The sequence below is a fragment of the Niveispirillum sp. GW835-FHT14G11 genome (assembly GCF_058793615.1).
In genome coordinates this window covers 19,440-31,082 of record NZ_JBXAFZ010000020.1, presented here as the reverse complement: position 1 = coordinate 31,082, position 11,643 = coordinate 19,440, and the positions used below count along the sequence as shown (strand labels likewise).

14 protein-coding genes are annotated in these 11,643 nt (G+C 66.3%); 5 read left to right on the top strand and 9 right to left on the bottom strand.

Features of this window, described 5'->3' with window-relative positions; genetic code table 11:
* Positions 1-99 precede the first annotated feature (99 nt).
* Positions 100-543, bottom strand: coding sequence for a flagellar FliJ family protein (locus AC1Q7F_RS27565; protein ID WP_492511767.1), 444 nt, complete (start codon positions 541-543; stop codon positions 100-102).
* The gene (gene fliI, locus AC1Q7F_RS27560) at positions 543-1,868 is read right to left on the bottom strand and encodes a flagellar protein export ATPase FliI (protein WP_492511766.1); all 1,326 of its coding nucleotides are present in this window, start codon (positions 1,866-1,868) and stop codon (positions 543-545) included. Before fliI ends, AC1Q7F_RS27565 begins: the two co-directional genes overlap by 1 nt.
* Positions 1,869-2,035: 167 nt before the next feature.
* On the opposite strand from fliI, the gene ctrA reads away from it, so the two are divergent.
* The 3 genes from ctrA to AC1Q7F_RS27545 all read left to right on the top strand — a co-directional run bounded on the left by ctrA (position 2,036) and on the right by AC1Q7F_RS27545 (position 4,366).
* On the top strand, positions 2,036-2,746 hold the full coding sequence (gene ctrA / locus AC1Q7F_RS27555) for a response regulator transcription factor CtrA (RefSeq protein WP_492511765.1): 711 nt from the start codon (positions 2,036-2,038) through the stop codon (positions 2,744-2,746).
* Positions 2,743-3,819, top strand: a complete 1,077-nt coding sequence (locus AC1Q7F_RS27550; RefSeq protein WP_492511764.1) for an NAD(P)/FAD-dependent oxidoreductase — start codon at positions 2,743-2,745, stop codon at positions 3,817-3,819. Before ctrA ends, AC1Q7F_RS27550 begins: the two co-directional genes overlap by 4 nt.
* 79 nt (positions 3,820-3,898) lie before the next feature.
* Positions 3,899-4,366: a DUF1203 domain-containing protein gene (locus tag AC1Q7F_RS27545; RefSeq protein WP_492511763.1), complete on the top strand. Its 468-nt coding sequence runs from the start codon at positions 3,899-3,901 to the stop codon at positions 4,364-4,366.
* 9 nt (positions 4,367-4,375) lie between these two features.
* Here the strand turns inward: AC1Q7F_RS27545 and amt are convergent, their stop codons facing one another.
* Positions 4,376-6,505: an ammonium transporter gene (gene amt, locus AC1Q7F_RS27540; protein WP_492511762.1), complete on the bottom strand. Its 2,130-nt coding sequence runs from the start codon at positions 6,503-6,505 to the stop codon at positions 4,376-4,378.
* Between the two features lie 240 nt (positions 6,506-6,745).
* Between amt and AC1Q7F_RS27535 the strand changes: the two genes are divergently transcribed.
* Positions 6,746-7,165 (top strand): VOC family protein, encoded by a 420-nt coding sequence (locus AC1Q7F_RS27535; protein ID WP_492511761.1) that lies wholly within the window; start codon positions 6,746-6,748, stop codon positions 7,163-7,165.
* 32 nt (positions 7,166-7,197) lie between these two features.
* Here the strand turns inward: AC1Q7F_RS27535 and AC1Q7F_RS27530 are convergent, their stop codons facing one another.
* From AC1Q7F_RS27530 to AC1Q7F_RS27515, 4 genes are all read right to left on the bottom strand, one after another.
* Positions 7,198-7,512 (bottom strand): helix-turn-helix domain-containing protein, encoded by a 315-nt coding sequence (locus AC1Q7F_RS27530; RefSeq protein ID WP_492511760.1) that lies wholly within the window; start codon positions 7,510-7,512, stop codon positions 7,198-7,200.
* 2 nt (positions 7,513-7,514) lie between these two features.
* A complete protein-coding gene (locus AC1Q7F_RS27525) occupies positions 7,515-7,889 on the bottom strand; it encodes a type II toxin-antitoxin system RelE/ParE family toxin (RefSeq protein ID WP_492511759.1) in 375 nt (124 codons plus the stop codon).
* Positions 7,890-7,929: 40 nt separating this feature from the next.
* Positions 7,930-8,769 (bottom strand): pantoate--beta-alanine ligase, encoded by an 840-nt coding sequence (gene panC / locus AC1Q7F_RS27520; RefSeq protein ID WP_492511758.1) that lies wholly within the window; start codon positions 8,767-8,769, stop codon positions 7,930-7,932.
* Between the two features lie 69 nt (positions 8,770-8,838).
* Complete coding sequence (locus AC1Q7F_RS27515; RefSeq protein WP_492511757.1) at positions 8,839-9,285, bottom strand: nuclear transport factor 2 family protein; 447 nt, start codon at positions 9,283-9,285, stop codon at positions 8,839-8,841.
* A gap of 283 nt (positions 9,286-9,568) precedes the next feature.
* Here AC1Q7F_RS27515 and AC1Q7F_RS27510 point away from each other — a divergent pair, with 283 nt between their 5' ends.
* Entirely contained in the window at positions 9,569-9,805 is a 237-nt protein-coding gene (locus AC1Q7F_RS27510) for a hypothetical protein (protein ID WP_492511756.1), read from the top strand.
* Positions 9,806-10,035: 230 nt separating this feature from the next.
* On the opposite strand, the gene AC1Q7F_RS27505 is transcribed toward AC1Q7F_RS27510, so the two are convergent.
* Both AC1Q7F_RS27505 and AC1Q7F_RS27500 read right to left on the bottom strand, forming a co-directional pair.
* Positions 10,036-10,992 carry a DnaJ C-terminal domain-containing protein gene (locus AC1Q7F_RS27505; RefSeq protein WP_492511755.1) on the bottom strand — a complete coding sequence of 319 codons (957 nt, stop codon included), beginning with the start codon at positions 10,990-10,992 and terminating at the stop codon, positions 10,036-10,038.
* Positions 10,993-11,142: 150 nt separating this feature from the next.
* Positions 11,143-11,613 carry an RT0821/Lpp0805 family surface protein gene (locus tag AC1Q7F_RS27500; protein WP_492511754.1) on the bottom strand — a complete coding sequence of 157 codons (471 nt, stop codon included), beginning with the start codon at positions 11,611-11,613 and terminating at the stop codon, positions 11,143-11,145.
* Positions 11,614-11,643: the final 30 nt, after the last annotated feature.

The following is an 11,643-nucleotide window of genomic DNA, read 5'->3' as shown; positions in this document are numbered from 1 at the left end:
CAACCGCGTTGAGTGACGCTGCATAGAGGTTTGGCCCCTGTGGCCCCTGGGCCCCGGCCTGCGCCGGGGAGGCGAGAAAAGGCAACTGCCGGGGTCCCCCTACGTCTCCCCATCCGTTTCTTCCGCCGCGCCCTGCTGGCGGGAGAAGCGGATGGAGGCGACTTCGTCGAACATCTGGGTTTCGCGGTATTTGCGGGCGGCCTTGGCGGCCTGGTCGCGCTGCTCCTGGACCTGTTCGAATTTCTTCAGCTCGCGGAACGCCTCGGCCACCGCCTCCTCCGCCCGCTCGGCCTCCAGGCGCAGGGTCGCGGCGCGGCGTTCGTACTGCTCGCGCATCATCTCGGCGCGCTTGGCGAAGGCGGGATAGGAGCGGGCCAGCATCAGGTCGGTGGCGGCCAGGTCGCGCTCATTCAGCACCTGGCGTTCGAAGGCCGCGCGCTCCTCCAGCAGTTTGGCCAGCGCCTCCTGCAACTGCACCAGCACGCGGCGGCGCTGATCGACCTCGCGCTGGTTCAGGCGGATCAGCGGCTTCAGGTCCTGCATCAGCCGGCCCCACCCAGGATGGCCGCCAGTTCGGCGTAACCTTGCTCAAGCGTGCTGCGCTCCCCCTTGTTCTGGCGCAGGAAGGCCTCGATGGCCGGGTTGTAATGGATGGCTTCGTCCACCTGCGGGTCGTTGCCCTTGCGATAGGCGCCCAGGCGGATCATCTCCTCCATATCCGAATAGGCCGACATCAGGCGCCGCGCCTTGCCGACCAGGGCGTTCTGCTCCGGTGTGTTGCAGCCGGGCATGGTGCGGCTGACCGAGCGCAGGATGTTGATGGCGGGATAGCGCCCGCGCTCGCCGATGCGGCGTTCCATGACGATATGGCCGTCCAGGATACCGCGGACGGCGTCGGCGATGGGTTCCTCCATATCGCCGCCTTCCACCAGCACGGTGAACAGACCGCTGATCGTGCCCTTGCCCGTGCCGGGGCCGGCGCGTTCCAGCAGGCGCGGCAGTTCGGCGAAGACGGTGGGGGGATAGCCCTTGGTGGTGGGCGGCTCCCCGGCCGACAGGCCGATCTCGCGCTGGGCCATGGCGAATCGGGTGACGCTGTCCATCAGGCACAAAACGTCCTGGTCCTGGTCGCGGAAGAATTCCGACACGGCGAAGGTCATGTAGGCGGCCTGACGGCGCATCAAGGGCGGCTCGTCCGATGTCGCCACGATGACCACGGAGCGGGCGATACCCTCGGGCCCCAGGTCGTGCTCCAGGAATTCCTGCACCTCGCGCCCGCGTTCGCCGATCAGGCCGATGACGCTGATATTGGCCTCGGTATATTTGGCCAGCATCGACATCAGCACCGACTTGCCCACGCCGGACCCGGCGAAGATGCCCATGCGCTGGCCGCGGCAGCAGGACAGGAAGGTGTTGATGGATTTCACCCCCAGATCCATCTTGCCCCCCACCCGCTTGCGGGTATGGGCCGGGGGCGGGCTGGCCTTGATCAGGATCGGCGTCTCACCCTGGGGCAGGGGGCCCTTGCCGTCGATGGGCTGGCCCAGCGCGTTGATGACCCGGCCCAGCCAGGCCTGGGTCGGATAGATCGAGGCCTGGCCCTCCGCCACCTCCGCCCGGCAGCCCAGGCCGATATCGTCCAGCGTGCCGAAGGGCATCAACAGCGCCCGGCCGCTGCGGAAGCCCACAACCTCGCACGGCACGGACTTGCCGCCGCGCGTGATGACCCGGCAGCGCCCGCCGATGGACAGCCGGCGCTCCACCCCGCCCACCTCCACCATCATGCCCAGCACGGAGGTGACGCGCCCGAATACGGCATAGGACGGCAACCCGCTGATCTCTTGCAGCAACTGATCATGGTCAAGCATGGCCGGCTCCAAATCCTCGGCATGATTGTGCCCGAACTACCCGACACATACCAATGGACATGCCTATACCCCTAGCATTGCCGATGGTCGGATAGCATATCCGTAGAGGCTCTGTTAACCTATCTGCCTTAGATGGGTACTGCCCATTGAAGCCCGAGGAACTTGTCATGCGCGTCCTGCTTGTCGAAGACGATGCCGCCATGCAGAAAAGCATCCAGCTGATGCTGTCCGCCGAAGGCGGCTACATCGTGGATGCCACCAGCCTGGGTGAGGATGGGCTGGAGATCGGCAAGCTCTATGATTACGATATCATCATCCTGGACCTGATGCTGCCCGACATGGACGGGTACGAGGTGCTGCGCCGCCTGCGCGCCTCGCGCGTTAACACGCCCATCCTGATCCTGTCGGGCCTGTCGGACCTGGACAACAAGATCAAGGGCCTGGGCTTCGGCGCCGACGATTACCTGACCAAGCCGTTCGACAAGCGCGAGCTGATCGCCCGCGTCCAGGCCATCATCCGCCGGTCCAAGGGCCATTCGGAAAGCGTCATCCGCACCGGCAAGCTGACCGTCAACCTGGATGCCAAGAGTGCCACGGTGGAAGGCGCGCCTTTGCACCTGACCGGCAAGGAATATGGCATCCTGGAGCTGCTGTCGCTGCGCAAGGGCACGACGCTGACCAAGGAGATGTTCTTGAACCATCTCTATGGCGGCATGGATGAACCGGAGCTGAAGATCATCGACGTGTTCGTCTGCAAGCTGCGCAAGAAGCTGACCAATGCCACCGAGGGCGAGAATTATATCGAGACCGTCTGGGGCCGCGGCTATGTGCTGCGCGATCCGACGGAGGGTGCCGCGGTGGCGAAGGCCGCCGGGTGAGGGCTGGACGGCGCATCCTGCTTCTGGGCGGTGGCCATGCGCGGCCACCCCTGCTGAAACGCCTGTCCGCCCTGGCGGTGCGCGGGCATGGGGTGACCCTGCTGGCGCCGGCACCGCAGATCTGGGCGGAAGCCCTGCCGCCCGTCCTGTCCGGCCGCATCGATCCCGCCATTGCCCGCCTGGATGCGGGCACCATGGCCCGCGACGCCGGGGTTTCCTTCATTGATGATAACGTGCTGGGCCTGGAGCTGAAGGCCGGGCTGGTGCATCGGCATGAGGGGGAGCCGGTCGGTTTCGACATTCTGTCCATCGCGCCCGATGCCGGCACGCGGCCGCTGGCCGGTACGGCCGGCCATGCCCGCTGCTTCGCCACGCGGCCGCTGTCGCGGCTGCTGGACCTGCGCGCTGCACTGGAGGCGCGGTTCGACCAGCATCCGGGCCGGGTGGTGGCGCTGACCATCGCCGGCGGCGGGGTGGAAGCGGTGAGCCTGGCCCTTTCCATCATCGCACTGGCGGCCCGGCGGGGCGGGCATGTTTCCATCACCATCCTGGCGCGCGGCCGGCTGCTGACCGGCCTGCCGGCGCGGGCCGGGGTGCGGCTGCTGGAATGTCTGGCGGCCCATGGCGCCATCCTGCAGGAAATGGCCCCGGTGGCGGCGGTGGAAGGGAATGAGGCGGTGCTGACCGGTGGCGACCGGGTGGCCTTCGACCTGTTTCTGAATGCCACGGGTGCTGCCGGCCCCGCCTGGCTGCGGACCAGCGGCCTGGATGTCGATGGCGACGGGTGCCTGCGCACGGATGAGAAGCTGCGCGTGGCCGGGCTGGACCACGGGTTGGCGGTGGGGGAGGGGGTGCGTCCGGCCGGCGGCCGTCATGCCGGCTGGGGTGTGCTGGGCTATAACCTGCAGGCCCTGGCCACCGACCTGGTGCCGCGCAAGGCACCGCGCCATGGCCCGCCCCTGTTCGTGGATCTGGGCAATGGCGAGGCGCTGGCGACCTGGGCCGGGCGCTGGACCCTGGGGCGGCCGGCGCTGTGGGCCTTGCGCTGGGCGGAGGGGCGGTGGTTGCTGTAACCGCAAGAACCGGGTCGCGGGGCGGGGTGGGAGGATGGCAGGGTTGGGCCGTCAGACACATCCCCGATGGAGTTTCCCCATGGCCTATCGCGTCACCGGCCTGCAATCCGCCCCCTTCGCCCCGTTGTTCGGCCTGGATGAAGCGGCGCTGGCCGCCCAGGGTGTTCGCCGCATGGTGGCGCCCGATGATGGGCTTTATCCCTGCCGTGTCACCCTGGCCGATGTGCCGGCGGGAACCCCGGTCCTGCTGCTGTCCTATCAGCACCAGCCATCCACCGGCCCCTATCGCGCCGAAGGGCCGATCTTCGTGACGGAGGGGGCGGCGGAGACCGTGGTGGCGACGGATACCGTGCCCTTGATGATGGAGAAGCGCATCCTGTCGGTCCGCGCCTATGACGGGGACGATATGATCGTCGATGCCGATGTCGTGGAGGGCAGGGCGGCCGACGCGCTGTTTCGGCGGTACCTGGACCTGCCGGACGTGGCCTATCTGCATGTGCATCTGGCAAGGCGCGGTTGCTATGCCGGGCGGGTGGAGCGGGGATGAGGTCGACGCTCAGCCGACCTTGCGCTCCACCGTCGCCGCCTCCATGGTGCGGGCGATGGGGAAGCGGATGCAGACGGCGGTGCCCTTGTCGGGTGCTGTCTGGATGACCAGCGTCCCCTCATGCAGCCGCACCAGGGCGTTGACCAGCGACAGGCCCAGGCCGGAGCCGCCATGGCCCTTGGCCAGGCCGCCTTCCAGCTGCGTGAAGGGTTCCAGCGCCCGGGACACCAGGGCCGGGTCCATGCCGATGCCGGTATCGGCCACGGTCAGGCACAGGCGACGGTCGGGTTCCAGGGTCGCCACCATGCGGACCTTGCCGCCGGCCGGCGTGAACTTCACGGCGTTGCCAACCAGATTGATCAGAATTTGGCGGATGGCGCGTTCGTCGGCCATCAGGGCCGGCAGACCGGCATCCACCTCCAGCGTCAGGCCCAAACTGTTGCTTTCGGCCAGCGCCAGCATCAGCCGGTGCACGCCGCGCATCACACGGGGCAGGTCCAGCGGCTGTTCGCTCAACTGGAACTTGCCGGCCTCCAGCCTGGAGAAATCCAGCACATCGTTGACCAGGGCCAGCAGATGCTTGCCGCCATCATGAATGTCGCGGGCATGTTCCACATAATGATCGTCGATGGGGCCATAGGCCTGGTCGGCGATCAGCTGGGAAAAGCCGATGACGGCGTTCAGCGGCGTGCGCAGCTCATGGCTCATGGTGGCCAGAAACTGCGACTTGGCCAGGTTGGAATTGTCGGCCTCCACCTTGGCCTTGCCCAGTTCCTCCAGCAGCAGGGAATGGCGCTGGATCTCCGAGGTCACCCGGTCGATGACGCGGTTATACTGGGCGGCGATCAGTTCGACATCCGACTGCGGCTCCACATGCACGGGCCGGTCGAAATTGCCCTCCTGCCGGTGGCGCTCCATCTCCGCCGCCAGATCCAGCATGGGGGAGGTGGCGCCATGCTCCGCCACGTTCAGGCCCAGGCGCTCCGCCTCCACATCAATGCGCAGCGGGAAGACCCGGTTGATGACGCGCAGTCCGACATAGCCGCTGCCGAAGGTGAAGGCGCCGCAGGCCACGACGCCCAGCGCCTGCACCCCCAGCTGTTCCCAGCGGCCGAGCCCGGTGCCGAACAGGGTGACGTCGCCGAACAGCGCCACCGACAGGGTGCCCCAGATGCCGGCGAACAGATGCACGGGCACAGCCCCCACGGCATCGTCGATCTTCAGCCGGTCCATCAGGGCGCCGCCGGCGATGACGATGATGCCGGCGATGGCGCCGATCAGCGCCGCCGAGCCCGTGCCCACCACCAGGGCGCCGGCGGTGATACCAACCAGCCCGCCCAGGATGCCGTTGAGGAAATGTTCGACCCGCGGCTTGGGCTCCATCAGCACGGACAGGAAGTGCCCGGCCAGCCCGCCGGCACAACCCGCCACCACGGTATTCAGCAGCACGCCTGGCGCCTTGTCCAGGTCGCCCAGCACTGACCCGCCATTGAAGCCCAGCCAGCCGAACCAGAGGACCAGTACGCCCGATGCCGCCATGGTCAGGTTGTTGCTGCCCAAGGCCCGCACGCCGGGATCAAACCGGCCCGTGCGCGGCCCGATGACCAGCACCGCCGCCAGCGACAGCCAGCCGCCCACCGAATGCACAACGGTGGAACCGGCGAAATCGATGAAGCCCATCGCGGACAGCCAGCCCTGGCTGGCCGGTCCCGCCATGCTGCCCCAGGCCCAATGGCCGAAGATGGGATAGATCAGCGCCGAGAGTACCGCAGAGACGATGATGTAGCTGCCATAGCCCATGCGTTCGGCCACGGCCCCCGAGACGATGGTGGTGGCCGTGCCGCAGAACATCATCTGGAACAGGATGAAGACCAGCGGCGTGGCGGCATCCAGATGGTCCGGCATGAAGCCGCCGACGCCGATCAGGCCCAGCCAGCTGGGCCCGAACATCAGGGCATAGCCGAACAGCCAGAACAGGAAGCCGGCGATGCAGAAATCCATCACGTTCTTGATGGCGACATTGATGGAGTTCTTGGCCCGGACGAACCCGACCTCCAGCAGGCAGAATCCCAACTGCATAGCGAAGACCAGGGCCGTCGCTGTCAGGACCCATACATGAATGACCGGATCATTCGTCATCCACACTCCACCCGCATCCATCCCCTGCCCGTCAAGGGGTGGCGTCGGAAATATTGGAAATGATTATTGTTTCGAACCGCTAACATCCATGCCAACACGGATCATGCTGCATTGCAATCGAACTTTCATACCAATTATGCGGGTGCGTATGTGTGTAAATGCATGCCGGGGCTGGGATATGGCGCCGCCTGGCCCCATGTTAGGGCGATCCGATTTCCGCCAACCCATGGACACCAAACGATGAAGTACCTGCATACCATGGTCCGCGTGACCGACCTGGAACAGTCGCTGGATTTCTACCGCGACAAGCTGGGTCTGAATGAGACCCGCCGCAGCGAGCATGCGGCCGGCCGCTTCACCCTGGTCTATCTGGCGGCTGCGGAGAACCCGGAGGCCGAGATCGAGCTGACCTATAACTGGGACCCGGAGGTCTATACGGGCGGGCGCAATTTCGGCCATCTGGCGTTCGAGGTGGATGATATCTACGCCACCTGCCAGTCGCTGCTGGACAAGGGCGTCACCATCAACCGCCCGCCGCGCGACGGCCGCATGGCTTTCGTCCGCTCACCGGACAATATCTCGATCGAGCTGTTGCAGAAGGGCGGGGCCTTGCCCCCGGCCGAGCCCTGGACCAGCATGGCGAACATTGGCGTGTGGTGATCGGGGGGGCGGGCCGTCAGGTCCGCCCCTTTTCACACCATCGCCACAGTGACGGCAGCCTGATCCACCGTGCGGCGATCCACCGCGATGGTCACATTGTGGCCCAGCAGGGACAGGAACCGCAGCAGGCGGTCGGTGGAGAAGCCGCTGATCCGCCCGCGCAACAGGGCGGATATCTTGGCCTGATCGGTGCCCAGCAGCGTCGCGGCTTCCTTCTGCGTCAGGCCGCGGGCCTGGATGATGCCGGCCACGGCATGGCAAAGATTGGCCTTTACCAGATCCTGTTCAGGATCGGGTAGGCCCAGATCCGCGAAGATGTTCGGTCCGCCTTGGGTGATCTCGTCCATGTTCAACGCGCTTTCATGCTGTGCCGATGGCGTTCTTCGGCCAGTGCCAGACGGGAATGGACCAGTTCCATATCGTGCCGGGGTGTCTGCGCCCCCCGTTTCGATTTCTTCTGGAAGGCGTGAAGCACATAGACGGCCTTCGCGAAACGGACAGTGTAGACGGCGCGATAGGTGTCGCCATCATGGTCTTCCACGATCTCCAGCACGCCGGCCCCGCCGAAACCCTTGAGCGGCTTCACGCTTTCCGCCTTGCCGCCCTTCTGGGCCAGCAGCAGGGCCGAACCCATGTCGCGCTTCACGGCATCGGGGAAATTCCGCAGGTCCCGCAGCGACGATCCGATCCAATGCAGCGGCTTCAAGCCGTCGGCTGTGTCCATGGCCCCCATAATATGCCAGTTTTGGCATATTGTGAAGTCATCACACCGCCATGTTGTCCAGCAGCCGCACAGCCCCCAGGCGGGCGGTGCAGATCAGGCGACCGGGGCCGGGCGCGGCCAGGGGTTCCAGGGTCGCGGCATCGACCAGGGCCAGGTAATCCACCGCCGTGAAGCCCGCCGCCAGCAGGGCGGCGGTGCCGTCGGCCAGCACGGTTTCCACCGCCCCGCCGGCCCGCAGCCGGTCGATGGCGGTACGCATCACCCGGTTCAGCTGTGCGGCCACCTGCCGCTGGTCTGGCGACAGATAGGCGTTGCGCGAGGACAGCGCCAGGCCATCGGCCTCGCGCACGGTCGCCACACCGTCGATGGTGACGGGGATATCCAGGTCGCGGACCAGCTGGCGGATAGTGCAGAGCTGCTGATAATCCTTTTCCCCGAAGCAGGCGACATCCGCGCCGGCCTGGAGCAGCAGCTTGGTCACCACCGTCGCCACGCCCTGGAAATGGCCGGGGCGGAAGGCGCCCTCCCAGCGGCTGGTGACGGGGCCGACATCGATGCTGGTGGCGAAGCCTTCCGGATACATCACCGCCACATTGGGCGTGAACAGCAGGTCGCAGCCGGCCCCCGCCAGCTTGGCGGCGTCGCCGGCCTCGTCGCGCGGATAGCGGGCGAAATCCTCGTTGGGGCCGAACTGGGTGGGGTTCACGAAGATGGTGGCGATCACCCGGTCGGCCAGCGCGCGACCCCGGCGCACCAGGGTCAGGTGCCCGTCATGCAGGGCGCCCATGGTGGGAACCAGGGCCACGCGCAGACCCTGGGCCCGCCAAGCGGAGACCTGGGCGCGCAGGTCGGCGACGGTGCGGACGATGGGCAGGGACATGGATCGGTTCCCGGGCAAATGGGCGCAAGCGGTTACGGAGGTAGGCATTCAGCCGCCCTGCCGCAAGCGTTATTCCGCCATGTGGGACCTGATCTTGCGCAGGACCCAGCCCAGGATCGGCAGCTCTTCATAGAATTCGCGGCCGGCATCCCAATGATCGACATGGCTGGTGACGTGGCCCGCCAAGTCGAAACGTACCTCCGACATGCCCTCGATCGTGCTGGGTCGCGGCTGGCCCCTGCGGCGGAAGACGAAGCCCCAGCGCAGATACGCCGTCTGTTCGGAAACGGCATGGTCGCGCACGATGAAGCGCGGCTGTTCCAGCATTTCGAACAAGCCGGTGAATACCGACTTCATGCGATCGCGGGACCGGAACTCATTGAACGGATTCTTGAAATACACATCCGGCACGACCAACCGGTCCAGCCGCGCCAGGGTTTCCGGGCGCAGTTCCTGGAAGAAGCGGATATAGGCTGCCAGCGCCTGATCGACCGGGACCTGTCCATTCACCGACATGCGCGCCTTGATCCAGTCCGTTTTCCATCCACCCGCTCCCGGCTCTCTCTCTCGGCACGGTTCGACGGATGATCATGGAATACAGCGCATCCGGAAATCAGCGCAACAGCAGAAGCGGGCGGGCGCGGTGGTGCGGGAACTTAGCCACCGGGCGTGGCTTTTCGGTTCCGTTTGCCAGCAACCCGGTGCGCGCATGGAACCTTCGTGCCCCTATCCTGTTTTGCCGTCGAAGGTCACCCATCAGGAGTGACCCCCGCGTGGCACAATGAGACGGAGAGACATCATGCATAAGGATATTCTGCGCAATACCGCCCTGGCCGCCCTGCTGCTGGCCACCCCGCTGGCGCTGACGGCGTGTGACAACAAGGGCCCGGCGGAGCGCGCCGGCGAGAAGATCGACGATGCCACCGAGAAGGCCGGCGAGAAGCTGGAGGATGCGCGCGACAAGGCCGGCGAGGCCGTGGAAGATCTGCGCGACAAGGCGGACGCCGCCATGGAGAAGGCGGAAGACAAGAAGTGATTGGGGGTTGGGAAGGGGCTGTCGGAATTGATCGACAGAGATGCCCCTTCCCGCCTCCCCGGCGAAGGCCGGGGCCCAGGATCACAGGCCCGACCTTTCAGCGGCGTTGATCAACGCCGCTGGGAGGAGGTTTTCCTTGTGGCCCCTGGGCCCCGGCCTTCGCCGGGGAGGCGAGATAGGGGAGTGTATATATAAGCAATTTCAATATGATGCCCAAGTGCGCGTAAAGCTCACACCCCCAACTTGCGCCGCACGTCGTAATCCTTGCCCTTGGCCCAGCGCTCGATGAAGCTCGACAGCTCGGCGTCGGGCTTTTCCGGCAGCATCACCATCAGCTTTACATAGAGGTCGCCCGTGACCTTGCGCTCCGGGTTGGGGATGCCCTTGCCCTTGAGGCGCAGGACGGTGCCGCTATTGGCACCGGCCGGCACCTTCACCGCGACCTGGCCGTCCAGGGTCGGCACCTTGATGGCCGCTCCCAGCACTGCCTCCTGCAAGGTTACCGGTACGTCAAGGTGGATATCATCATCCTTGCGGGTGAAGAGCGGGTGGTTGTCGACCAGCACCTCCACGATGGCGTCGCCGGCCCCGGCCCCGCCCAGCCCGGCCAGACCCTGGCCCTTCAGGCGCAGCTTGGTCTGGTCGCGGGTGCCGGGGGGGATATTGACCTCGATGGTCTTGCCGGTGGACAAGGTCAGGCGGCGCTTGGCGCCCAGACAGGCATCGGCGAAGCTGACCGAGACAGAATAGTTGACGTCGCTGCCCTTGGCCTTGACCCCGGCCCCGCTGCCGGCCGAATAGCGGCGCTTGGTGGCCCCGAATATATCGTTGAAGATATCATCGGCGAACGGGTCGTCTCCCGACTCACCAGCACCAGCCCGCCCGCCGGGACCGCGTGCACCAGCCCCCGCACCATTGCGGCCGGCATTCTGCCAGGCGCGGCGGAAGCCGCGGTCGGGCCGCTCGCTGCCGGCGGCGTCGATCTCCCCTTTGTCGAACCGGGCCCGCTTGTCCGGGTCGGACAGCAGGCTGTAGGCCCCGTTGACCTCCTTGAACTTCTGTTCAATGTCGGGGCGGCCGGGGTTCAGGTCGGGATGGTACTGCTTGGCCAGGCGGCGGAAGGCCTGCTTGATGTCGTCGGCCGAGGCACTTCGTGTCACGCCGAGGACAAGGTAGGGATCGCGCATGGTCACCAGATGCGAAGAAAAGGAAACTTCTGCCGCATCCTACGCCCCGGTGGCCCCCGGTCAAGCCGCCCGACAGGCGCCGGACAACTCATCCGTATAAAAACCCGCGCCGGGGGATGCCCGGCGCGGGGGGAAGTGTTTGTGAATGGTTCAGCTGACGATCTTCCAGCTGCCGTCGGGCTGCTGGCAGGCGCGGCCGAAGGCTTCCTCGCTGCGGCCGCCGACGATGATCGTCTGCTGATATTCGCGGCAATAGGCGCCGGTGCCGGCCTGGCGGCCTTCCTGCGTCGGCGTCACGATGACGCGGTTGGAATTGTTGGGATTGTCCCAGACGATAGGCTGGTTCAGCGGCGCATTGAACGAGGCATAGGTGTTGCGCTCCAGGGCGGCGCGGTCGGCCTTGTCCAGCGAGGCGCCCACTTCCGACCCGATCAGCGCACCCAGCACCGCACCGGCGCCCGTGGCCCACAGCTTGCCCGAACCGCCACCGATCTGGCTGCCGGCCAGGCCACCCATCAGGCCGCCGATCACGGCGCCACCCGTCTGCTTGTTGCCGCCGGTGCTCTGACAGCCGGCCAGCAGGGCCACCAGGGCGGTGGCGACAACGATCTTCCTCAGCATTCTTCAGGACCTTTCTTGGATCATGCTTTC